Origin of the sequence: Neorhizobium sp. 2083 (assembly GCF_031455615.1) — a bacterium.
Classification (GTDB): domain Bacteria; phylum Pseudomonadota; class Alphaproteobacteria; order Rhizobiales; family Rhizobiaceae; genus Neorhizobium.
In genome coordinates, this window is sequence record NZ_JAVDTC010000009.1 from 139874 (window position 1) to 163231 (window position 23358).

The window sequence follows — 23358 nt, forward strand, 5'->3', positions numbered from 1 at the left end:
TGCCGATTTTTGCCGTGACCGCGCATCAGAGGGGCGAGCCAACGCTTCATTGTTTCAGCAGGCCATGCAGTATCAGCTCGAGGTGGGTATTGAGGATGGTGCGCTTGTCGATGAGCCGCCGGTCGTCGAAAATCAACCGAAAGACCAGCGTCCCGGCAAGAGGCGAGATAACAACTTTTGCAAGCTCGGCGAGTTTGGCCCGGAAACGCCCCTGGGCGACGCCTTCCTCGAGTATCTCGTCTATCCTCGATATAACGGGCTCCATGAAGACATCATGGTGGCGATCAATCAGCTCCGGGAATTTTGGACCTTCAGCGACGACAAACCTGAAAAGCTCGCGCATCTTCCTGTCGTCGACCAGCCGGTCGAATAGAAATTCAAGAAAAGACCGCAGCTCTTCCACCGGGTCTCCGATGCCGCGGGGGTAATTCCTGAGCGCTTCCTGGAAGGGCGCCGATATGTATTCGACCGTGGACTCGAAGAGTTTTTCCTTGGTCTCGAAATATACGTAAATCGTACCCTTCGTCACGCCGATCCGCTCGGCTATGTCTTCCACCCTGGATGCCGCATAGCCCTTCCTGACGAATTCCTCAAAGGCGGCTTCAAGGATTTGTAACGGCCTCTGCGCCTTCTGCTCCGCGCGAGTCAGCTTTCTAAGATTAGGCATCTCTACTACACTCCATCATGCGCATCCCTGATTTCCAGAGGCGAAAAGTTTCATTGACTAATGCGTCAGTCAATTATATGGACGAGACCAAGGACAGCAAGGGGTAATCCCATGAAACGCATTCTTGCCTCAACGATGTTCATCGGCATCGCTTTATTATCATCATGCAGCGACCGACAGGAGGCGGAGGAGACTACACCCAAACGCGTTGCGGTGGTCGTCGCCTCGAAGCAGCCGCTGGTGCAGGGCGGAACGATCACCGGCGAGGTGCAGGCGCGCGTGCGAAGCGACCTCTCTTTCCGGGTGAGCGGCAAGATCGTCGAGCGCCTGGTGGATGTTGGAGCGTCGGTCAAGGCCGGACAACTCCTTGCCCGTATCGATGCCGAAGAGCAGAGGGCCGACCTCGAGGTAGCCATCGCGAACCTGCAGGCCACCGAGGCGCAACAGACCCAGGCCCAGCTCGCCTTTGATCGTCAACGGAACCTGTTCCAGACACAGGTCACCACCCGCGCCGCGCTCGACCAGGCCCAGGAAGCCCTGCTGACGGCGCAGGGCAGCGCCAAGTCGGCGCAGGCGCAGTTGGAAACCGCGAAGGATGCGCTGTCCTTTACAGAACTCCGTGCCGATGCCGAGGGCATCATCACCGCCCGTAATGTCGAGATCGGCCAGGTAGCCCAGGCTGCCCAGGTGATCTTCACGCTCGCGCATAGCGGCCCCCGCGACGCCGTCTTCGATGTCGTCGAAACACTCTTCCTGGGACGCGAGATCGATCCATCCGTGACAGTCAACCTGCTCTCCGATCCATCCCGGAAAGTCGAAGCCAAGGTACGGGAAATCTCCCCGACGATCGATTCCTCCACAGGCACGATCAAGGTCAAGCTCGGCCTGAACGGAGACACATCCATGCCACTCGGTGCTCCTGTCGCCGGGTCCTTCCGATACAAGCCCCTCGACATGATCGAACTCCCCTGGTCGGCGATGGCCTCGAAAGGCGGAGCGCCGGCAGTCTGGGTGGTGGATCCCACGTCTTCCAAGACCACGCTGCGACAGATCCAGGTCAAAGGATACGAGACGCACAGTTTCACGATAGAATCGGGCGTGTCGTCGGGAGATATCGTCGTCTCGGACGGGACCAAGTTTTTGAGGCCGGGTGAGATCGTTTCCTTCGACAAAGGGGCCACGAAATGAGCATCAGCATCAAAATGACCGCTCTGCTGCTTGGCGCAACGGTCCTTGCCTCATGTCAGAAACAGGAGGAAGCCGCGCAGGAGGCTCCTCGCCCTGTGCTGTCCGTCATCGCCCGGCAGACACCGGCTGCCTCGCTTCGCTTGACCGGTATGGTTGAACCGAAAATAAAAACGGAGCTTGGCTTTCGGGTACTCGGCCGGGTCATAGCTCGCAATGTCGGTGTCGGAGATCTTGTGAAAAAAGGGGACGTCGTTGCGGCGATCGATCCGTTGGCACTCGAGCTTGCGGTTCGCAGCGCGCAGTCAGATCTTTCGAATGCGCAAGCGCAACTCCTCAATGCCAGCACTACGGAACAGCGCCAGCGCACCTTGACCGAAGCCCGCTCCGGAACCGAAGCGGCGCTGGAAGAGGCCGAGCAGGGGCGAAGAAGCGCGACCGCCAGCGTTGCGAGAGCCCAGGCCAACCTGAACAAGGCAGAAGAGCAATTGGGCTACACCCAGCTGCGCGCAGATTTCGACGGCGTGGTTACCGCCACGTCCGCGGAAGTCGGCCAGGTCGTGTCCGCCGGGCAGGCTATCGTGACGATCGCGCGTCCGGACGAGCGCGACGCCGTCGTCGACGTTCCCCAGGGCACGGCTGAACGCCTGAAGCCCGGAGCTCCCTTCGATGTGACCCTGCAGCTTGATCCGACGATCCGGACAAGCGGTGTGGTACGGGAGATCGCTCCAGAGGCTGAGACGGCGACGCGCACGAGCAGGACCAGGATCACCCTCACGGCACCGCCGACCGCATTCCGGCTGGGGTCGGTCATCACGGCCGCGGCGATAATCTCCGCAAAACCACAGATTCTTCTCCCGGCTTCGGCCCTATTGCAGAGCGATGGCGCCACGAGCGTATGGTTCGTCGACACGGCCGCGAGAAAGGTGACGCTGCGGCCGGTGAAGGTCGAGGGCGAGATCGTCGAGGGCGGTACGGCACAGGTGACGGAAGGCGTTGCTCCTGGAGATCGCATCGTTGTTGCCGGGATCCACAAATTGAAAGATGGCCAAACCATCAGGATTGACCAGGAGGTCAGCGAGTGAAGAAGTTCAACCTCTCGGACTGGGCGCTCGAGCATCGCTCGCTCGTCTGGTATTTCATGCTCGTCTTCGTTCTTGCCGGAACGTTCTCCTATCTCAATCTTGGACGAGAGGAAGACCCCAACTTCACCATCAAGACGATGGTGATCAATGCACGGTGGCCGGGCGCGCCGGCGGAGGAAGTCGCGCGTCAGATCACCGACAGGATCGAGAAGAAGCTCGAGGAGCTGGACAATCTCGACTACGTCCGGAGCCAAACCGTTGCCGGCCAGACCACCATCTTTGTGGAATTGCTTCCCACGACCAAAGCACGGGACGTCAACCCCACATGGGTGCGCGTTCGCAACATGATCGGAGATATCAAGGGCGATTTTCCAACCGGAGTGGTCGGACCATTTTTTAACGACCGCTTTGGCGATGTCTTTGGCAATATCTACGCCTTCACCAGCGACGGCCTGACACAACGGCAACTCCGCGATCTGGTCGAGGATGCTCGCGCCAAGGTGCTGACGATCGAAAATGTCGGGAAGGTAGACATAATCGGGGCACAGGACGAGGCCATCTATCTCGAATTCTCGACGCGCCAGATCGCAGCTCTCGGAATTGATCGCCAAGCCGTCATTCAAACGCTTCAGGCCCAGAACGCGGTGACACAGTCCGGTTTTGTCAATGCGGGGCCGGAGCGGATCGCCCTGCGCGTCGGGGGGCAATTCACATCGGAGGAGAGCCTGAAGGCGATCAACCTGCGGGTCAACGACCGCTTCTTCCCATTGACGGACGTCGCCACGATCAGGCGCGGTTATGTGGACCCGCCTTCGGCGCTGTTCCGGTTCAACGGCCAGCCGGCAATCGGATTGGCCATCGGCATGAAGGCCGGCGCCAACCTTCTTGAGTTCGGCGAAGCGCTCGATGCCCAGATGCAGCGGATCGTGGCGGACCTCCCCATCGGCGTGGACGTCAGCCGGGTATCAGACCAGCCGGCAGTCGTCGACGAGGCGGTTTCGGGTTTCACGCGCGCCCTGTTCGAGGCAATCGCCATCGTTCTCGTCATCAGTTTCATCAGCCTCGGGCTTCGGGCCGGCATGGTCGTGGCGATCTCCATTCCGCTCGTGCTCGCCATAACGTTCGTCTACATGGAATATTCCGGCATCTCGCTGCAGCGCATTTCGCTCGGTGCGCTGATCATCGCCCTTGGCCTTCTCGTCGACGATGCCATGATCGCGGTCGAGATGATGGTCGCGCGCCTGGAGGCAGGCGACGATCTCAGAAAAGCGGCCACCCATGTGTACACCTCGACGGCCTTTCCAATGCTGACGGGGACTTTGGTGACCGTTGCCGGTTTTATTCCCGTCGGCCTGAACAACAGTGCGGCAGGCGAGTTCACCTTCACGCTATTTGTCGTCATTGCCGTATCGCTCATCGTATCGTGGATCGTGGCGGTCCTGTTTACGCCTCTTCTCGGCGTGTCGATCCTCCCTAAAACCATGAAATCCCACCACGAGGAAAAAGGCCGTTTCGCCTCGGCATTCTCCTGGCTTCTAAGATTGGCCATGCGGTGGCGATGGGCCACGATCGTACTCACCATTGCCGTGTTTGGTGGATCTGTTGGCGGGCTGGGACTGGTGCAACAGCAGTTCTTCCCGGCATCCGACCGTGTGGAATTAATCGTCGACTGGAACCTTCCGCAGAACGGCTCGATCGCCGAAACCAACCGACAGATGGCCAAGTTCGAACAGGAGATGTTGGCCAAGAACCAGGATATTGATCACTGGACAAGCTATGTGGGACAAGGCGCGCCTCGCTTCATCCTGTCCTTCGACGTTCAGACCCCTGACGTCACGTTCGGTCAGACGGTCATCGTCACGAAAGGCCTGGACGTCCGCGACAAGGTGCGGGCAGAGCTGCAGGACTATCTGACCAAGACCTTTCCGGGAAGCGATGCCTTCGTGAAGCTGCTGGACATCGGCCCGCCTGTCGGAAAGCCTGTACAATACCGTGTCAGCGGGCCGGACATCCAGAAGCTCCGCGAACTCTCCCAGCAGTTCGCATCGATCCTCGGCAGCCATCCGCTCCTTTCCAACATGGTCTTCGACTGGAACGAGCCGTCGAGGGTGGTCAAGGTCGATGTCCTCCAGGACAAGGCGCGCCAGCTTGGTGTTTCCTCGGAGGATATCGCAACGGTGCTGAACAGCATCGTGGAAGGGGCCTCTGCCACGCAGGTGCGTGACAACATCTATCTGATCGACGTGATCGGCCGGGCGGCTGCGTCCGAGCGCGGGTCCATCGAAACACTGCAGAACCTGCAACTGCCGGGGTCCAACGGAAAATCCGTGCCGCTGTCGGCGGTCGCCAACTTCCGCTACGAGCTCGAGCAGCCGACCATCTGGCGCCGCGACCGGATCCCGACCATCACCCTCAAGGCAGCCGTCGTCGGTCCGACCCAACCCGCCACGATCGTCGAGCAGCTGCGGCCGCAGGTTGAGGCATTCCAGAAACGGCTTCCGGTCGGATATACCGTGGAGATAGGCGGCTCGGTGGAATCGAGCGCGGACGCCCAGGGACCGATCGTTGCGGTCGCCCCGATGATGTTGTTCGCCATGGCGACGATCCTCATGATCCAGCTGCAGAGTTTCAGCCGGCTGTTCCTGGTGTTTGCGGTCGCGCCGACGGCACTCATTGGCGTGGTCGCCGCGCTGCTTCTCTCCAATGCTCCGATGGGCTTTGTTGCGATCCTTGGCGTTCTTGCGCTGATCGGAATCCTGATCCGAAACTCGGTCATCCTGGTTGTCCAGATCGAGACGCTCCGAAACGAGGGCGTACCGGCATGGCGGGCGGTCATCGAAGCGACCGAGCATCGCATGCGTCCGATCATGCTCACTGCCGCCGCCGCCACGCTCGCGCTGATCCCGATCTCCCGCGAGATCTTCTGGGGCCCGATGGCCTATGCCATGATGGGAGGCATCGTCGTCGGCACGGCTCTGACGCTCCTCTTCCTGCCCGCGCTCTATGTCGCATGGTTCCGGATTCCCAGGGATGAAGGCGTTCGGACCGACAGTGGTGCGGTGACACAAGGATAACCGCCGCGAAGACTATGTCATCCGGCCGTCGTGACAGCGATCGCGATCTTATCTTCAGCCATCGCCCGCATCGGTGATGTGCTCGCAACCGTTGTTTCAGACGGTATCGATGAGGGGATTTGCACGGCGGGATATCAGCGCTGTATCGCCGACCTCCATCAGGGCGACGGAATGCCTCGAAACAGCCAATCCCCTTGGCTTCACTGAAGTGAGAATTCATGACAAAGCGTTTTTCAAAAACGAAGCCCTACATCATGATTGCAGTGGGCATGGTTTTCCTGGCGGGTTGCGCCAGTAGGCCATCCCCCGATGTCTTGAATCCGGTTCATGTAGATCAAGGCACCTCGCAGGCGGTCACCATTTTGACCGCGACAAACAGAAAAGGAGATGCCGCGCAAGGCGGATTCGGGAGCACCTGGGCGGAGGACATGACATACGAGCAATATGCCTTTTCTGTTCCTCTCGATAGAAAAAGCACGATCATCACCTATCCGACATCGAAACCGAACCCTGAGCGACAGTTTCTGGTGACCCGGCGAAAGCAGCTTCAGAAAGATGGGTTCGTGCAGGAGGCGATCCGTTCGGCGCAGTTTGACGGCACGGTCGGAATTTTCGTGCACGGTTACAACTACAGCTATCAGGAAGCCCTGTTCAGGACGGCGCAAATAGCCGCCGATGCGAAAATGCCGGCTGCTCCGATCCTGTTCTCCTGGCCTTCGGCGGCGGCGGTCGCCGGATATGTCGCCGATAGAGACGCAGCCTTGTACTCGCGCGGCGAGCTCGATTCCCTCGTAAAATCGCTGTCGGCTCCCGGCAAGGTGAAGCGCATCGTTCTTTTCGGACACAGCATGGGCGGGTTCCTGGTCATGGAAACGGTACGCGAGCTCAAACTGCAGCACCGCGACGATGTCCTCGACAAGCTCACGGTCATACTCGCTGCCCCTGATATCGATGTCGATGTATTCCGGTCTCAACTGAATGACATCGGCAGAATGACGACCCCTATCTCTCTTCTCGTTTCGAAGGACGACCGCGCCCTTGTGGCTTCGAGTTTTATAGCGGGGGAGCGACCGCGCGTCGGACGTGTCGATATCGACGATCCCATTATCCGGGAGGCCGCCTTGAAAGGGGGGCTGCGGGTCATCGACATTACCTCGGTCCCAGGCTCGGATGGATTGGGTCATGACCGCTACGCATCCCTCGCCAAGTTTGGAGCCCAGCTTGCCAACTTCGAAACCGGCCGGCGATCGAGTGCCGCTGATGTCGGTGCCTTTGTGTTTGGCGCAGCCGGTACTGTGGTCTCCAGCCCGTTTCGCGTGGCGGGAAGTGTAATCGGCTCACCGCGATAGGCGCCGCACCCAGCTCCGCCCATCGCCCCAACGAGATGAATTGCCTCGTCAAAAGCGACTCAAAGAAGAGCCTCGGCCAAGCCGCATGTCGGATCGACCGGGCTCTTTCCGGCGAAGGGAATATAGCCGAGTAGCGCCGCCACCAGCGCTTTCTGGACCGGCGGCACCGCGGCGTAGCCGTTTACGAAGGTCTTACATTCCGGCATGTGGTAGAGAAGGAAAGGCGTGCCGAGCGAAACATAGAGCGTCGGGAGATAATCCCAGAGCCGGTCCATCGAATGCGGGAAAAGACCGTGAAGGTCTTCCCAGTGCGGTCCGAGGTTTTCCTTGGCGGACACGCCTTCCTCGGCCAGCAGATACATGCCGATGTCGTGGGCGGCTGCATCGATCTCGTCGCCTTTTCTGTAAAGGGTCACGTCGAAGCCGCGTTCGCGCATGAGGTCGGCGAACTGGAGCTGCGGCAGGGGACCGGACGGGCTCATCCGGCTGTCGAGCTGCGCCAGCAGAATGCGTTTGTGGCGGCCCGGGTCGAGGGGCAGCAGCGCCTGCGTATCCTTGACCAGCGTGATTCCGGCTTCGGCCGCCGCCATCGACCATCCGGCATGTTCGGAGCCGCCCAGGAAACGGGAGCGATCCGCCTCGGACGGCAGATGGCCACCCGTCCGGTGCAGCTTCAGCGATGCCTTGAGGGCGAGGACGCGCAGGACGGCCTCGTCGACACGCGACTCGCTCAGGGAGCCGTTTTGGAGGCCTGATTTCAGGTGGCCAAGGTCTTCGTCGAGATCGTCGGGAAAGAGGAGGATATCGCAACCGGCTGCGATGCAGAGCGGCACGAGTTCACGTCGAGCGCCGCGGGCATTGAAACCGACCATGCCGGACGCGTCTGAAACAACGAGACCATTAAAGCCCAATTCGTCCCGAAGCAGGGTGGTGCAGAGATCGAAGTTGAGCGTTGCCGGCATATGGGCGGGGCTGCGAGCGGCCGCGCCGAGCTCGGCGGTATAGGCGGGAAGCGTGATGTGGCCGGCCATGACCACCTGGACGCCCCTGGCGATGGCATCGGCGTAGATCTTGCCGAACGTGTCGCGCCATTCGGCCATCGACATCGTGTTGTGGGTCGTCGCGAAATGCTGGTCGCGGTCGTCGAGGCCGTCGCCCGGCCAGTGCTTGACGCAGCTCGCAAATCCCGCCGAACGTGCGCCTTCCTGGTAGGCCGCCGTCATCGCCATGACGGTCGCAACGTCCGATCCGAACGAGCGGGTATTGACCACGTTCGAGCGAAAATTGACGGCGAGATCCGCAACCGGTGTCCAGGAGGCGTTGAAGCCGAGGTACCCCCCCTCGCTGCCCGCGACCACGCCCATGCGGCGGGCCTGTTCGGGATCGCCCGTGGCGGCGATGGTCATCTGGTTAGGATAGGGGGTTCCCGCTGCGACGCTGCTCTTTTCGGAAAACTCGATGTCGCAGGTCATCAGCAGCGGGATCGCAGTGCGCGACTGCAGGAATTCCGCGCTTGCCCGAAGTTCCTGCTCGGAACGCGATGGCATGCGGTGGACGCCACCGACATGGCGCGAAAGCGGGACGGACAGACTTTCAGGAGAGAGGTCGCGGCAGAGCGGCAGCACGATCTGGCCAAGCTTTTCGTCCAGCGACAATGTGTCGAATGTCGACTGGACCCAGGCAACGCCTTCGTCATCCAGATGGAAGGGATGACCCGCAAGCTTCTTTACAATATGTCCGGTCATCATATGCGCTTTCCAGTTTCCTTGTCGAAGATGTGAAGCTTTTCCTCTGCGAGGCGGAGCCGCACCCGGTCGCCCGGCATCACGCTGATGGAGGAGGGCGCCTTTACCGAAAGGCCGATATCGCTCCGCTTGCACCAGACGAGCTTTTCCGGACCCATCGGCTCGACGACGTCGATCTCGACCGCCAGGCCGGAGCCGCTGTCATCGGTATGGATTGTCATGTCCTCGGGGCGAATGCCGACAATCACCGGCCGACCGTCGGAGAGCGGCGCGGAGATGGCTGCGGCAATAGGGACGGCCTGTCCATCGATGATCGCATGACCGCCGCCGATCGTGCCGTCCAGGAAATTCATCGCGGGCGAACCAACGAAGCGGGCGACGAACGTGTTCGCCGGCCTGTTGTAGATTTCGTCGGGCGTGCCCTGCTGCTGGATGATCCGGTCCTTCATCACCACGATGCGGTCGGCCAGCGTCATCGCCTCGATCTGGTCATGGGTAACGTAGACCATGGTGGACTTGAGGCGCTGGTGAAGCCGTTTGATCTCGACGCGCAGGTCCGAACGGAGCTGGGCGTCGAGGTTGGAGAGCGGCTCGTCGAACAGGAAGACGCCCGCATCGCGCACCACGGCACGGCCGATCGCGACGCGCTGCCGCTGGCCGCCGGACAGTTCGGCCGGCTTGCGGTCGAGCAAAGGCTCGATCTGCAGCATTTTCGCGACATGTGCGACGCGCTTTTCGATCTCCGGCTTTGCAATCTTGGCCACCTTCAGGCCGAAGCTGAGATTGCCGCGCACGCTCATGCGGGGATAAAGTGCATAAGACTGGAAGACCATGGCGATGCCGCGGTTTTTCGGTTCGACATTGGTCATGTCGTGGCCGCCGATCAGGATCTGCCCTTCGGCGACATCCTGGAGGCCGGCGATCGCGTTCAGGAGCGTGGACTTGCCGCAGCCGGAAGGGCCGAGCAGCACGATGAATTCCGATGCGGGAATGTCGAGGTCAATGCCTTTCAGGACCTCGACCTGCCCGTAGCGGATCCCGAGGTTTCGAACCTGTACGCCTGTCATGATTAGCCTTTCACGGCGCCGGATGCCACGCCGCGAACAAACCAGCGGCCCGACGTGAAGTAGACGAGAAGGGGGATGATCGAGGTGAGAAGCGTCGCCGCCATCTCGACGTTGTATTCCCGTTCACCGTAGGTGGAGTGCACGATATTGTTGAGCTGGACGGTCATCGGCGCATAGTTGATGCCGCCGAACACGAGACCGACGATGTAGTCGTTCCAGATGAAGGTGACCTGCAGTATGCCGGCGACGGCGATCATCGGAACCGACATCGGCAGCAGGATGGAGAAGAAGAACCGCCAGTAACCCGCGCCATCGACGCGAGCGGCCTTGAAGAGATCGATCGGAATGGACGCGAAATAATTGCGGAACAGCAGCGTCACGACCGGCAGCGCGAATACGACATGCACGAAGATCACGCCGGCGAGCGAATTGAACAGGCCGACAGTCGAGGTGATGCGGACAAGCGGATAGATCAGCACCTGGTAAGGGAAGAACCCTCCGATCAGCATGACCGTGAACAGCACGTTGGCGAAACGCACCCGCCAGAAACTCAGCGCGTAACCGGTCACCGCGCCGGCGGCGATCGCCAGTACCAAGCTTGGAACGGTGATCAGGAAGGAATTCACGAAACCGACCTTCAGACCTTCGCAGCGCAGGCCCGTGCAGGCCGAATTCCACGCCTTCCACCAGTGCTCGAAGCCGAAAGCATGCGGCAGGGAGAGAAGAGTGCCTGAACGGATCTCCTCCATCGACTTGAACGCCGTGACGATCATCACATAGAGCGGCAGGAGTACCACGACCGCGATGACGATCAGCAGCAGGTAGACCAGCACGCGGGAAAGCGGCGCTGAAAGCGTCTTGCGGCGGATGAGAGCGTTTGCGGGCTTCATCGTGCGCCTCCCTTGCGGCGGTTCTTGAGAATGAGAAGCGGCACGGCGACGGCGAGGACGAGAAGAAGCAGCGTCGTGGCGGCGGCAGAGGCGAGGCCGACCTGCTGGCGTTCGAACATGTGGTCGATGATGAATTTGGCCGGCACGTCCGTGGCGATGCCCGGACCGCCGCCGGTCATGGCGACGACGACATCGAACAGGCGCACGACCGTGAGCGACATCAGCACCAAGGCTGTCGCAATGCTTGTGCCGATACTCGGCACGATGATGTAGAGATGCGCCTTCCAGACGGGTATGCCCTCGATCCGGATCGCCTTCCACAGGTCGTCGTCGACGCCGCGAAGGCCCGCGAGCAGGACGACCATGACGAGGCCGGCCGAATGCCAGACCGCCGCGATGATGATGGTGAAGATCGCCATGTCCGCATTGACGATCCAGTCGAACGAGGCGTTCTCGAAACCGAGCTTGCGCGCCACGTCGGCAATACCGAAATTCGGATCGAGCAGCCAGCGCCAGACGAGGCCGGTGACTATGAAGGACATGGCGAACGGATAGAGGTAGATCGTCCGGAGGGCATTTTCACCGCGCACGCCGCGGTTGATCATCGCGGCCATCGAATAGCCGATGAGCAGGGTGACCGGAATGAAGATCGACGCGAACAGCACCATGTTGCCGAGCGAGACCTGCCAGCGGGCATTCGAGAACAGATTGATATACTGCGCAAGGCCCGCGAACCTGTAGTTCGGCAGCATCGAGGACCGGGTGAAGGATATACCCGCCGCCCAAAGAACGCCGCCGACATAAACGGACAGGACGACGAATGCGACGGGGACAAGCGTCAGGGTCGCCTGAAGGCGACTGCTTGAAGGCGACCTCACGAACACGATGGGACTCCGAATATCTGGTCATTCGGGGGAGGCGCCGAGACGCGCTCCCCCGATCGTTGGGATCAGCTCGCGGAGAGCCCCTTTGCATAGGCCTCGATGAACTGCTCGGCGGTCAGACCGCCCCTGGTCGAGAAGCGGGTGATCGCATCTTCGACGGCACCGACGATCGCTGGCGTGAACATCATCTGGTCACTGCCGGTGGACAGCTTGGGATCGTTGAAAAAGCGGGATGCTTCCGCAATGCACGGGTTGAGCTTGGACGTATCTGCGCCCTTGAGGATCGGGATCGTGCCGTTGGCGACTGCGAAGGCCGTTTGGGTCGGAACGTCAGCAAAGGCCTTGAGGAGCAGGTCCTGCGCCTTGGTCATCGCCGCATTCTTCGGTTCCGGGAAGAGGAACACGTCACCTGAAATCACCATGCCCTGATCGGGGTTGATGATGGCGCATTCGTAGTCCGTGCCGGCCGTCTTTCCAGCGGCCGCAAAGGCACCGTTCAGCCAGGTGCCGCCCTGCGTCATCAGGGCCTTGCCGGAAATCACCAGATTGGTCGAATCCGGCCAGGAACGTCCCGGGGTGCCGGCATCGGCGTAATCCCTGAGCTTTTCGAAGACCTTGACGGCGGCTTTGAATTTCTCGCCACGAACGGCGGAGGCGTCGCGCTTGTAGATGACGGCGTCATAGGTCTCTCGCCCTGCGACCCCCAGAACGACGGCATTGAACATCAGCCGCTGCCAGCGCGGCTCGCCGGATGGCGTGAACGGCGTGAGACCAGCAGCCTTGGCCTTGTCGAGCGCGGCGAAAACCTCGTCCCAGGTCTTGGGTTTCGCGACCCCGATCTTGTCGAGGATCGGCTTGTTGAACCAGAACCAGTTGGCGCCGTTGCCGGAGATCGGAAGCGCCCAGATCTCGCCATCGACGATGCCCGAGTTCAGGAGGGCCGCCGGCATTTTGTTCTGCCAGTTGTCAGCCTTTGCGGTCGCCGTCAGATCGCGCAGCAGTGCGTTGTTCTGCAGTTCCACGAATTGGGCGCCGGTGTTGAACAGCATGGCGGCTGGCGGATTGCCGCCGACGACGCGGTTGACGGCCGTCGAACGGGCGTTCGGGCCCCCCGAAATGGCATTGTCCACCCATGTTCCGCCGAGTTCGGTGAATTTCTGGGCCAGAACCTTGACGCCGGCGGATTCGGCCGCCGAGGTCCATTGGTGGATCACTTCGCCCTTCACCTCCTGTGCGCTCGCGGATGCTGCGATGCAGAGTGCCGTGGCGGTGGTCGCTGCGAGAAGCAATTTGGAAATCAATGTCGCTCCCTCCTCCTGAAATCCAGGCAGAACCCTATCGTCGCAACATTCCATTCGTCAAATAATGGAATTAACGATGATTATAATCTGAGCTTATGGATATTGCGGCTGCTTTCGCGGTCCCGGAGCCAGCGCGTGGACTGGCATTTCACTCCGCATCGGTTTCCGTGGCCAGATCCCGCGCGGCAGATACGAAACGCTGTCCGAGCAGATTAAGCTGCCGGCCGGCAATTTTCTGCATCGCGAACTGTCGCGTGGCGATATGTTCCGCGAGCGGAATTGCGGTGAGTATGCCGCGCCGGATTTCGTCGCGCAGAAACTGATCCGAAAGAATGCTGACGCCGTCGGATCGCTCGACGATCGCCTTCAGCACACTGAAAGGCGCCGCCTCGACGAGATTGGCGGGGAAGGGGATCCCATTGGTCGTGAACAGGGCTTCGATCTGCTTGCGGAAGGCGCCGCCTGGTGGCGGCATGACCCAGGTGGAGCCGGCCAGATCGACAAGCGAAACCCTGTCCCTGCCCGCCAGCGGATGCCCCGCCCTGACCACGATGACGGAGCGTGCGGTGAAAAGCGGGATCTCTTCCACGCCTTCAGGTGTCGGCCTCTGCCCGACATTGGAGATGACCAGATCGAGTTCATGCGTGAGAAGCCGCGCCATGAGTTCTTCGTCGGTGCCCTCGGTGACTGTCACCGCAGCGCTACCGCTCTCCCTGAGGACTTGGGCGATGACCCGGGGCAGGATGCTGCCCGTCGCAAGAGGGGTTCCGCCGACGCGCAAAGGGCCTTCGGCTCCGCGCCGCCGCGCTTCGAGTTCCTTTTGGGCAAGCTGAAGAATGGCCTCGATGCTTTCGGCGTGGCGGATCAGGATCCTGCCCGTATCGGTCAGGATGGCGCCGAACCGGCCGCGGTCGACGAGATGCATGCGGGTGATGTCTTCGAGCCGCGCGATGCTGACGGACAGCGCCGGCTGCGAGATGCCAAGCGCCTCCGCGGCCTTCTGGAAAGACCCTGCGCGGTCTATGGCAAGCAGATAGCGAAGCAGTCGCGGTTCGAGATCCATGATATCCAGATAGGCAGCTCGGTTTTCAGAACCTGTTATAGCCTGGGGCCGGCGGCGACAACTACGCCTGGGTCAGGCTGAGCCCGAAGTCATTTGCCGAGAAACGTCGCTTCCCACCGGCCCGACCTGATGTTCTCCTTCGTGGAGGCCAGCAGCATTTCCACGAAGCGCCTGGCTGCCAGCGACCGCTCCGAATTCTGCAGCAGCGCGATCAGCCAGGTGACGGAAAGCCCCTCTATCGGCGCCCAGGCAAGTCTGGTCAGCGGCGAGTTGACCATCCCGCAGAAAGGCATGATCGTAAAGCCCACCCGGCGGCGGATGAGGTCGTCCATCGGTGCATATTCGGTTTCCACTGCCACCCTTGCGCGGCGACCGATGCGCGCGAACTCCGTTTCGATCAGGGTTCGCAGGCCGTCCGGACGCGGCGTCAGGATCAGCGGCCGGTCGGCCACCATGTCCAGCGTGATCGGCCGGTCGGGCGTCAGGTCGCTGCCGGCTGGTCCGACCAGGTAGAGCTGTTCCTGCAGGAGAGGTTCGGTGTGCAGGTCCGGCTCGGTCAGCGGCGCGGCCAGGATACCGATATCGATGTCGCGGAAGAAGATCGCCTCGCGTAGCTGGAAGGAATGGGCACCCCGCACGCGCAGTCGCACATGCGGAAAGGCTTCGACATAACTCGCCACCAGTTCGCCAGTCAGCACCCGCCCCATGAACGGCGGCGCTCCGAAGGCGAGCCGGCCCGATGGCGTGTCGGCCGCATGCATTACTTCTTCCGGAACGCGTTCGATCTCTTCCATGATCGCTTCGGCCCTGACCCGGAAGATCTCGCCGGCCGGCGTCAACGTCAGGCCGCGGCCGGTGCGCTGGAAGAGCGCCGTGCCTATTTCCTGCTCGAGTGCGGCGATCTGGCGGCTCAGCGCCGGTTGCGAGATATCCAGCTTTTCCGCGACGCGCGAAAGGTTGCCGAATTCGGCGGCCTTCAGAAAATACTCCCACTTCCGGAGGTTCATCGTCTCGCCTCCCGTTCCGATGAGATATGCATTTCAGGTTATATCTGAACTGCCATCCTGTCTATTGATGAAGAGGTACGCAGTTGGAATAGTCGCGATGGGTTGAGGAGCCATATTCGAGGAGGTATTCATGCTCAAACGCGCAATTCTCATTGCCAGTGTCGCCATGGCCGGAGCGGCCCCGTCCTGGGCCCAGACCAGGATCGCCGTCGGCACGCCGCCGATCGCCGAAGTGGAAGCCGCGTTCGTGGCGAAGGACGAGGGCATGTTCGAGAAGAACGGCCTGAATGTGGAGTTCCTGCCGACCGGCTCCAACCAGACGCTGGTGGCGGCGCTGGTGGCCGGCTCGCACCAGATCGTCGCCGTCTCGCCGACCGTGCTGCTGCAGGCGGTCGACAGCGGCATCGATCTCGTCGTCGTCGCAAATTGCGGCGTCACCGCTCCCCGCACGGCAACCAATGTCGGCCTTGCAGTGCGCGGCGGCGTCGAGATCAGCAAGCCCGAGGATATCAAGGGCAAGAAGGTCGGCACGCCGAGCATCGGCGGTACTCTGGACATTCTTTTCCGCCAGTGGCTGAAGCAGAAGAACGTGCCGGAAAAGAGCATTACCTTCATCGAGGTGCCGATTCCGAACACGGCCGACGTCCTGAAGGGCGGCACGATCGATGCGATCATCGCCGGCGAGCCTTCGCTCGGCCGCGCCGTCAGCCAGTCGAACGGCAAGGTCGCCTTCAACTACATGTCGGAAATCCCGGAAAACCTGCCCTATACGACTTTCGTCGCCACCCGGGAATGGGCGAAGGCGAATGCCGGTACGATCAAGTCCTTCCGCACGGCCTTCGCCGAGGCGGTAGGCTATGTGGCGGCGAACCAGGGCAAAACCCGCGAAATCGTGTCCAAATATACCCGCCTGCCGGTGGAGGTCCTGAACAAGATCGAACTGCCGGAATGCAAGACGGTACCGAGCAAGGCCGCCCTCGACTATTTCGACAAGGCCATGCGCGAAGGCGGCATGTTGACCGGCAAGATCGATACCGCCGGGCTGATCGCGCCCTGAGCCGAAAGGGCCGGGGTGCACGGTGATGTTCCCCGGCCATGCTTCCAGTTTTTACAGGTGACATCATGGTCCAGATGACCGGCGCCGAGGCGCTGACCCGTTTGCTCGTTCCGGAAGCCGTTCCGTTTGTCTTCGGCATCGCTGGCGGCAAATTGAACCCACTTCTCCATGCGATTTCCCGCGAGCCGTCGATCCGCTATCTCGGCGTGCGCCACGAGGCATGCGGTCCCCTGATGGGGGCAGCCGTCGCGGCGGCCAGCGGGCGGATCTGCGTGGCGCTCGGCGAGATGGGGCCGGGTTCTTCCAACCTGGTCGGCGGCCTCGGCACGGCCTTCAACAACAACCTGCCGCTTCTGCTCGTCACCTCGAACAACCACCAGGCCGCATCCTATCCGAACCGCGGCATGTTCATGGATCTCGATACGCACGCGCTGCTGAAGCCGCTTACCAAGTGGAGCGCTGTCGTCCATGACGGGCGCCGCTTGCCGGATCTCGTCCGCGACGCATTCCGCCAGGCACTGACGGGGCGACGCGGACCTGTCCATCTCGACGTGCCGCAGGAAATCTTCACCTCTCGGTTCGATTTCGATGAAGAAGCGCTTTCCGTAACCCCGGAGGGCTATCGCGCCGTTGAAGGCCCCCGCGCGTCTGCGGCACAGATCGCCCGAGCGGCGGAGATGCTGGCTGCCGCGAAACGCCCGGTTCTGGTGGCGGGCGGCGGCGTCGTCTCCGCGAATGGCGGCGTCCTGTTCCGCGAGCTCGTCGCTGAAATGAAGGCGCCCGCGTTCGCGACGCAAATGGGGATCGGAACGGTCCCGTCGGATTCCCCCTTCTTCATCGGCCACGGCGGCATTATCGGCGGAGACGCCATTCCCGCGGCGTTCGCGGAGGCGGACGTCGTGCTGGCGGTGGGCTGCCGCTTCTCGTCCTGGCTCTGGGATGAGGGCGGGGCTCTCGCCAAGGGTGACGCGCGCCTCATCAATATCAATATCGACGCGATGAGCCTCGGCGCGAATGCGGCGCACGCCCTGGGTATCTGGGCCGATGCGAAAAGCGCCCTCGCCGACCTCCTAGCGGCCCTCAGGGGCCGCGCCATGCCGCAGCGGTCGGAATGGCTCGACCGCCTGCGCGGCATCTATGCAGGCTATCGCGGTAAGCTCGAGCGAATGGCCAAGGACGACGGGGCGATCATGCATCCAGCCCGTCTCGGCACGGCACTCGGAAAACTCCTGCCGGCGGATGCGCTGATCGCCTACGACGGCGGGCATACGTCCTTCTGGAGCAACGATCTGACGCCGGCGACCGTCGAGCGAACCCGCTTCCATGAGCCGGGCATGTGCCAGCTCGGATTCGGCACTCCCTATGCGGTGGCGCTCAAGTTGCTTCACCCGGATCGGCCGGTTTTCAACATCTGCGGAGACGGTGCTTTCGGCTTCACGCTTTCGGAACTGGATACGGCGCGGCGTTACGGCCTGCCGATCATTAACATCATCCACAACAACGCTTCCTGGGGCGTCATCAAGATGGGGCAGCAGAAGAGCTACGACTTCTCGTTCGGTGCGGATCTCGATGGCATCGATTATGCGGACGTGGCCCGCGGCTTCGGCTGCCACGGCGAACGCGTTGCCAGCGTGGACGAGATTGGCCCCGCGCTCGAACGCGCTATCGCTTCCGGCCTGCCGGCGGTTATAGACTGCCACGTCCGTTTCGAGGCCCATCCGAGCATGCCCTATTTCGCAAAAATGAATGCCTACGGTTTCCAGAAGGGTGCGGGTGGCGGCCCTCATGCCGCGCTGGTGAAAGGAGCGTGATGTGGTCGTGACCCAGCTTTCCACCCGTCCACGGCTTGGCGCCGGCCATTCGGCCCCGCGATCCGGCGAGCCGCGAATTCGCATCCGCGACGTCACGCTCTCCTATGGCTCGCTGCAGATCATCGGCGGGATCAGCCTCGATATCGCACCCGGCGAGACGATATCTGTCATCGGGCCGTCCGGCTGCGGCAAGACCACCTTGCTGCGCATGCTCGCCGGCCTCGCCAGACCGACATCCGGCGGCGTCGAACTCGAGGGGTCGGTTCTCGGCGGGCCAAATCGCTCCGTCGCGATCGTCTTCCAGGATTATGGAAAGGCGCTGTTGCCCTGGCGCACGGCGGCCGGAAACGTATCGCTGGCGCTCGAGGCGCGTGGCTGCCCGGCGAAGGAACGTTCGGCGATTGTCCGCGATCTTCTGGGAAAGATCGGCCTCGGCCAGCATGCCGAGAAATATCCGCGCGAAATGTCCGGGGGCATGCAGCAGCGCCTGCAAATTGCCCGCTGTCTGGCGCAGGAGCCGAAAGTGCTTTTGATGGACGAGCCTTTCGGCGCGCTCGATGCGATGACCCGGCAGGCGCTGCAGGATGAGGTGCTTGGGCTGGTCGCCACGACCGGCGCGACCATGGTGTTTGTCACCCACGATCTCGAGGAGGCGATCTATCTCGGTGACCGGATCGTCTGCCTCCAACCCAATCCGGGCCGCGTCGGCCGTATCGTCGACGTATCGCTGGCACGACCGCGCGACCAGCTTCTGACGCGCGAGGATCCGGAATTCCTGCGCCTGCGCCGCGAGCTTTACGATCTCATCAAGGACGACCACCAATGAGCGCGGCTGCCGTGCTGAAGAACGGCTGTCGCGCGGCGGCGCTGCCGGTCGCGCTCATCGTCCTGGCGCAAGTGGCGGCAACCGTCACGCAGCTGGAAAGCGACAGCCTGGCAAGCCCGGTCGACATCGCAAAGGCTTTCGTCTCCGTGATGGGCGACGGCACGCTGCTCAAGGCGACGGCCGATACGTTGAAAGCGGCCGCCGCGGGTTGTCTTCTGGGCGTCGGAGCCGGGTCGCTGCTTGGTATCGTACTCGGACTTTTTCGGATCGCCGATGACGTGCTCGATCTTACCATCGAACTGTTGCGTCCGGTCCCCGTCGTTGCGCTGATCCCGGTTGTCATGATGCTGCTCGGCTTCGGCGCGGAGATGGAAATCGTCATCATCGCGCTCGGCATGCTGTGGCCCTCCGTTGTACTCGCACGCGCGGCGGTCAAGGAGGTCGAGCCGCGATTGATGGAAGTATCGAACGTGCTCCAGCTCGGTTTCGCGGCACGGGTGTGGAAAATCGTGCTGCCGGCCATCCTGCCGCAGCTTTTCATGTCACTGAAGCTCGCGGCCGGGTATGCGCTGGTCGTCGCCGTCACTGTCGAGATCACCGCCAACCCGCTTGGATTGGGTTACGGCATCATGATGGCGCAGCAGGCGCTGAGGCCGGCGGAAATGTTCGCCTATCTGATCTGGATCGGTGCCGTCGGCTGGCTCATCAGCGTTCTTTTGAATGCGGCCCAGCGCACTTTCTTTCCGGCATTCGTCAACGGGGAGGGCCGATGATGGCACTCCCTCTGCGCAAGCTGGTACTGGGTGTCGGGGGGCTGGCAGCCTTCATATTGCTCTGGAAGCTCGTCACTGACGCCAAGCTCGTCTCGCCCGTCTTCTTTCCTGGCCCAGAACGGACATATGCGGCGCTCGTGAAAGGGCTCTCCGGAGGACCGCTTCTCTCGCAGACGTTCGAGACGGTGAAACGCATGTTGCTCGGCTGGCTTCTTGCTTCTTTCGTCGGCATCCTTTTCGGCGCGCTGGTCGGCGTATCGAAACGGGCGCGAACGTTTATTGCCCCGACACTTGAGCTGCTGCGGCCGCTCCCGGCCTCTGCCATGATACCGGTCGCGATCGCGTTCCTGGGCTTCTCCGACAACATGGTCCTGGTGGTCATCGCATTCGGCGCCCTCTGGCCGATGCTGCTCGCGACCATTCATGGTTTTGCCGCCATGGAGCCGCGTCTCTATGAGGTCAGCGAAGTGCTTGGCCTCAACCGCGCGCAAGTGATCTGGAAACTCGCATTGCCGAGCGCGATGCCGATGATCCTCGCCAGCCTGCGGCTCGGTCTCACCATTTCCCTCATTTTGGCTGTCGTCGGCGAGATGCTTGCAAGCCGGGAGGGGCTTGGCCAGAGCATTCTGGCGGCGAGCCGCAGTTTCCGTTCGCCCGATCTTTTCGCCGGTATCGTCATTCTCGGGGCTATCGGCCTTTTCGGCAGCCGTCTGCTGTCGGTCGCCGAACGACGCCTGCTGCGCTGGCAGGCGAGCAGCCGCTAATTCAACTCAAACAGACGGGATATTGTCATGCTCAAACTTTCCGACGCCTCCACGATCATCGACGCTGCGCTGGCTGAAGGCCGCGTCCGTTCGCTCGCGCCGCTGGCTGTCGCGGTCCTCGATGCCGGCGGCCACCTGGTGGCGTACAAGCGCGAAGACGGCGCAGGCATCGTTCGCTTCGACATCGCCTTCGGAAAGGCCTGGGGCTCGCTCGGCATGGGTTTCGGTACCCGCGAGCTGACGGAACGCGCCGCCAAGAACCCGGCATTCATCACCGTCCTCGCCTCCGTGAGTGCCGGCCGAATGGTGCCGTCGCCGGGCGGCGTACTGATCCTCGACAATGCCGGCATTGTCATCGGAGCAGTGGGCATTTCGGGTGACATCGGCGACAACGATGAACTATGCGCCATCGTGGGCATCGAAAAGGCCGGCTTTCGTGCTGCCCCGAAGCTCGTTGACTGAAGTGAGGAATTTTCCAATGCAGCAAACCATATCCAATTCCGCGCCTCCGGGCGAATTTGTTCGCCTCAACCCCATGACCGGAGAGATCGCCAGCAAGGCGCAGGCGGGAAAGTCGGCAGAAGCGAATGCGGCGGCCGACAAGGCCGCGGTCGCCTTTCCTGCCTGGTCGGAAACAGGACCAAATGCCAGACGTCAATTGCTTATGAAGGCGTCACAGGCGCTTGCGTCCAGGAAGGACGAGTTCATCGCGCTGATGCAGGCCGAAACCGGAGCGACAGCAAGCTGGGCTGGCTTCAACGTGATGCTTGCGGCGAGCATGATCCTGGAATCTGCGTCACTGACGACGCAGATCAAGGGCGAAGTCATTCCGTCGGACAAGCCCGGCTGCCATGCCATGTCGGTTCGTCAGGCATCGGGCGTCTGCCTCGGCATTGCGCCCTGGAACGCGCCGATCATTCTCGGCGTTCGGGCTATCGCCACTGCGCTCGCCTGCGGGAACACGGTGGTCCTCAAGGCCTCCGAAAAGTGCCCGGCCGTCCATAGCCTGATCGTAGACTGCTTCCAGTCCGCCGGGTTTCCGGAAGGCGTCGTGAATGTTGTTACCAATGCTCCCGAAGACGCGGCAGAAGTCGTCAACGCCCTGATCGATCATCCGGCCGTGCGCCGGATCAATTTCACCGGTTCGACCGAAGTCGGCAAAGTCATCGCGCGGCGTGCGGCGGAGCACCTGAAGCCGGTCCTGCTGGAGCTGGGTGGCAAGGCCCCGTTCCTGGTTCTGGATGATGCCAATCTGGACGAGGCCGTCGCGGCAGCAGCCTTCGGAGCATTCTTCAACCAGGGGCAGATCTGCATGTCGACTGAACGCATCATTGTGGTCGATGCCATTGCCGACGCATTTGTCGAGAAGTTCCGGGTAAAAGCCGGCACGCTCGTTGCGGGCAATCCGGCGGAAGGAAAAGCGCCGCTCGGGGCCGTGATCGGCATCGAGATCGTGGGAAAGGTCCAGGAGCTGGTGAGTGACGCTGTCTCCATGGGCGCAAGGCTCGCAACGGGTGGCCTTGCGGAAGGGGTCCTGATGCCGGCGACGGTCGTCGACGGCGTGACCAGGGACATGCGCCTCTACAGCGAGGAGAGCTTCGGACCTGTCGTGGCTATTCTGCGCGCGCGTGATGAAGACCATGCGATCGAACTGGCCAATGACAGTGAATACGGCCTTTCGGCCTCCGTCTTCACCGGCGATGCAGCCCGTGGCCTGCGCGTGGCGCGCCGTATCAATTCGGGGATTTGCCACGTCAACGGACCGACGGTCCACGACGAGGCGCAGATGCCGTTCGGTGGCGTGAAGGGCTCGGGCTATGGCCGTTTCGGCGGTCAGGCAGGTATCGCCGAGTTCACGGACCTGCGCTGGATCACGGTCGAAACTCTGCCGGGGCATTATCCGATCTGAGCCAAGAGCCAATTGAAGGTCGCAGGGCCGCCTTGGAGGCGGCCCTGTTCTACCGGTAACCTTGAAGCTGGCGTCAGTGCCTTCGACAAAAGCTGGGGCCGGATACGGTCAAAGGAATAAACGCTGCTGAATAGCGGCAGTTCTTTGAAACCTCAGGCCGGTGCCGTGGCGTCGCCGGCTTCGTTGGTTTCGAGATCAGCGCGTATGAACTCCGCGGTCTGTTCGTAGTGTTGCTGCAGAAGTCTCACGGCCTCGTAGGTATTGCGATCCATCACCGCCTTGAGGATGTCGGCATGTTCCTGTGTGACCTTGCGCACACGGAAAGCCTTGCGGCTCGAAAGTGCCCGATAGCGATTTAGTCGATCGGCAAGCTGTTCGCAAAAGCCGATCAGCGGTCGCGAACCGCAGCCGTTGATCAGCACTGCGTGGAACGCACGATGAAGGCGTTCCCATTCCGGATTGCTCTCGAAACGGTCGGGGTTCAGCGATCTCGGCGCCCGCTCCAGCCGATGATGCGCCACCAGCAGGGCTTCCTCCCAGGCCGGCGTCGCATTGCCCATGGATTCACGGAGCGCCAGACCTTCCACCCAGCATCGCGTCTTTGTCAGCTCGCCGAGTTCTTTCAGGCTTATCGGCTTGACGAAAAAACCGCGCTGCTCTCTGCCGATCACGAGGTCTTCCGTGGTCAACCGATTCAATGCCTCGCGAAGTGGTGTCTGTCCCGCTTCGTAGTGCTCCATCAGAAAACGAAGCTGCAGCTTTCTGCCCGGCTCGAGCCGCGCGGAGAGGATATCGGCCTTCAGGCGCTCGTAGATGCTTGTCGCCAGCGTGGCCGGGCTTTCCGCCCCTTTGTTCAAGGCATCGACGTCCATGCGTTCCTCTCGTTTCAAACCGCCGTTTT

At 61.8% G+C, this 23358-nt stretch carries 20 protein-coding genes; 11 read left to right on the forward strand and 9 right to left on the reverse strand.

Features of this window, described 5'->3' with window-relative positions; all coding sequences use genetic code 11:
• Nucleotides 1-46: 46 nt before the first annotated feature.
• Nucleotides 47-667 carry a TetR/AcrR family transcriptional regulator gene (locus J2X76_RS27430; RefSeq protein ID WP_310220720.1) on the reverse strand — a complete coding sequence of 207 codons (621 nt, stop codon included), beginning with the start codon at nt 665-667 and terminating at the stop codon, nt 47-49.
• A 111-nt stretch (nt 668-778) separates the two neighbouring features.
• On the opposite strand from J2X76_RS27430, the gene J2X76_RS27435 reads away from it, so the two are divergent.
• From J2X76_RS27435 to J2X76_RS27450, 4 genes are all read left to right on the forward strand, one after another.
• Complete coding sequence (locus J2X76_RS27435; RefSeq protein WP_310220721.1) at nt 779-1855, forward strand: efflux RND transporter periplasmic adaptor subunit; 1077 nt, start codon at nt 779-781, stop codon at nt 1853-1855.
• Nucleotides 1852-2937, forward strand: coding sequence for an efflux RND transporter periplasmic adaptor subunit (locus J2X76_RS27440; protein WP_310220722.1), 1086 nt, complete (start codon nt 1852-1854; stop codon nt 2935-2937). The genes J2X76_RS27435 and J2X76_RS27440 overlap by 4 nt, the downstream gene beginning before the upstream one ends.
• A complete protein-coding gene (locus J2X76_RS27445) occupies nt 2934-6011 on the forward strand; it encodes an efflux RND transporter permease subunit (protein ID WP_310220723.1) in 3078 nt (1025 codons plus the stop codon). The genes J2X76_RS27440 and J2X76_RS27445 overlap by 4 nt, the downstream gene beginning before the upstream one ends.
• Nucleotides 6012-6229: 218 nt before the next feature.
• Nucleotides 6230-7360, forward strand: coding sequence for an alpha/beta fold hydrolase (locus J2X76_RS27450; RefSeq protein WP_310220724.1), 1131 nt, complete (start codon nt 6230-6232; stop codon nt 7358-7360).
• 59 nt (nt 7361-7419) lie between these two features.
• Here the strand turns inward: J2X76_RS27450 and J2X76_RS27455 are convergent, their stop codons facing one another.
• The 7 genes from J2X76_RS27455 to J2X76_RS27485 all read right to left on the reverse strand — a co-directional run bounded on the left by J2X76_RS27455 (nt 7420) and on the right by J2X76_RS27485 (nt 15317).
• Complete coding sequence (locus J2X76_RS27455) at nt 7420-9105, reverse strand: glycoside hydrolase family 3 N-terminal domain-containing protein (protein ID WP_310220725.1); 1686 nt, start codon at nt 9103-9105, stop codon at nt 7420-7422.
• Nucleotides 9105-10172: a sn-glycerol-3-phosphate ABC transporter ATP-binding protein UgpC gene (locus J2X76_RS27460; RefSeq protein WP_310220726.1), complete on the reverse strand. Its 1068-nt coding sequence runs from the start codon at nt 10170-10172 to the stop codon at nt 9105-9107. The genes J2X76_RS27455 and J2X76_RS27460 overlap by 1 nt, the downstream gene beginning before the upstream one ends.
• 2 nt (nt 10173-10174) lie before the next feature.
• Nucleotides 10175-11062, reverse strand: a complete 888-nt coding sequence (locus tag J2X76_RS27465; RefSeq protein ID WP_310220727.1) for a carbohydrate ABC transporter permease — start codon at nt 11060-11062, stop codon at nt 10175-10177.
• Complete coding sequence (locus J2X76_RS27470) at nt 11059-11946, reverse strand: sugar ABC transporter permease (RefSeq protein WP_310220728.1); 888 nt, start codon at nt 11944-11946, stop codon at nt 11059-11061. The genes J2X76_RS27465 and J2X76_RS27470 overlap by 4 nt, the downstream gene beginning before the upstream one ends.
• 65 nt (nt 11947-12011) lie before the next feature.
• Entirely contained in the window at nt 12012-13247 is a 1236-nt protein-coding gene (locus tag J2X76_RS27475; RefSeq protein ID WP_310220729.1) for an ABC transporter substrate-binding protein, read from the reverse strand.
• Nucleotides 13248-13395: 148 nt separating this feature from the next.
• Nucleotides 13396-14310, reverse strand: coding sequence for a LysR substrate-binding domain-containing protein (locus J2X76_RS27480; RefSeq protein WP_310220730.1), 915 nt, complete (start codon nt 14308-14310; stop codon nt 13396-13398).
• Nucleotides 14311-14399: 89 nt separating this feature from the next.
• Nucleotides 14400-15317, reverse strand: a complete 918-nt coding sequence (locus tag J2X76_RS27485) for a LysR family transcriptional regulator (protein WP_310220731.1) — start codon at nt 15315-15317, stop codon at nt 14400-14402.
• Nucleotides 15318-15447: 130 nt separating this feature from the next.
• Here J2X76_RS27485 and J2X76_RS27490 point away from each other — a divergent pair, with 130 nt between their 5' ends.
• From J2X76_RS27490 to J2X76_RS27520, 7 genes are all read left to right on the forward strand, one after another.
• Nucleotides 15448-16374, forward strand: coding sequence for an ABC transporter substrate-binding protein (locus J2X76_RS27490; protein ID WP_310220732.1), 927 nt, complete (start codon nt 15448-15450; stop codon nt 16372-16374).
• Nucleotides 16375-16439: 65 nt separating this feature from the next.
• Nucleotides 16440-18185, forward strand: coding sequence for a thiamine pyrophosphate-binding protein (locus J2X76_RS27495; protein ID WP_310220733.1), 1746 nt, complete (start codon nt 16440-16442; stop codon nt 18183-18185).
• A 1-nt stretch (nt 18186) separates the two neighbouring features.
• Nucleotides 18187-19011 carry an ABC transporter ATP-binding protein gene (locus J2X76_RS27500; RefSeq protein WP_405030103.1) on the forward strand — a complete coding sequence of 275 codons (825 nt, stop codon included), beginning with the start codon at nt 18187-18189 and terminating at the stop codon, nt 19009-19011.
• Complete coding sequence (locus J2X76_RS27505; RefSeq protein WP_310220734.1) at nt 19008-19784, forward strand: ABC transporter permease subunit; 777 nt, start codon at nt 19008-19010, stop codon at nt 19782-19784. Before J2X76_RS27500 ends, J2X76_RS27505 begins: the two co-directional genes overlap by 4 nt.
• On the forward strand, nt 19781-20548 hold the full coding sequence (locus tag J2X76_RS27510) for an ABC transporter permease (protein ID WP_310220735.1): 768 nt from the start codon (nt 19781-19783) through the stop codon (nt 20546-20548). Before J2X76_RS27505 ends, J2X76_RS27510 begins: the two co-directional genes overlap by 4 nt.
• Before the next feature lie 27 nt (nt 20549-20575).
• A complete protein-coding gene (locus tag J2X76_RS27515; protein ID WP_310220736.1) occupies nt 20576-21010 on the forward strand; it encodes a heme-binding protein in 435 nt (144 codons plus the stop codon).
• A 16-nt stretch (nt 21011-21026) separates the two neighbouring features.
• Nucleotides 21027-22457 carry an aldehyde dehydrogenase gene (locus J2X76_RS27520; protein WP_310220737.1) on the forward strand — a complete coding sequence of 477 codons (1431 nt, stop codon included), beginning with the start codon at nt 21027-21029 and terminating at the stop codon, nt 22455-22457.
• Nucleotides 22458-22609: 152 nt separating this feature from the next.
• Here J2X76_RS27520 and J2X76_RS27525 read toward each other — a convergent pair whose 3' ends face one another.
• On the reverse strand, nt 22610-23329 hold the full coding sequence (locus J2X76_RS27525) for a GntR family transcriptional regulator (RefSeq protein WP_310220738.1): 720 nt from the start codon (nt 23327-23329) through the stop codon (nt 22610-22612).
• Between the last annotated feature and the right edge of the window lie 29 nt (nt 23330-23358).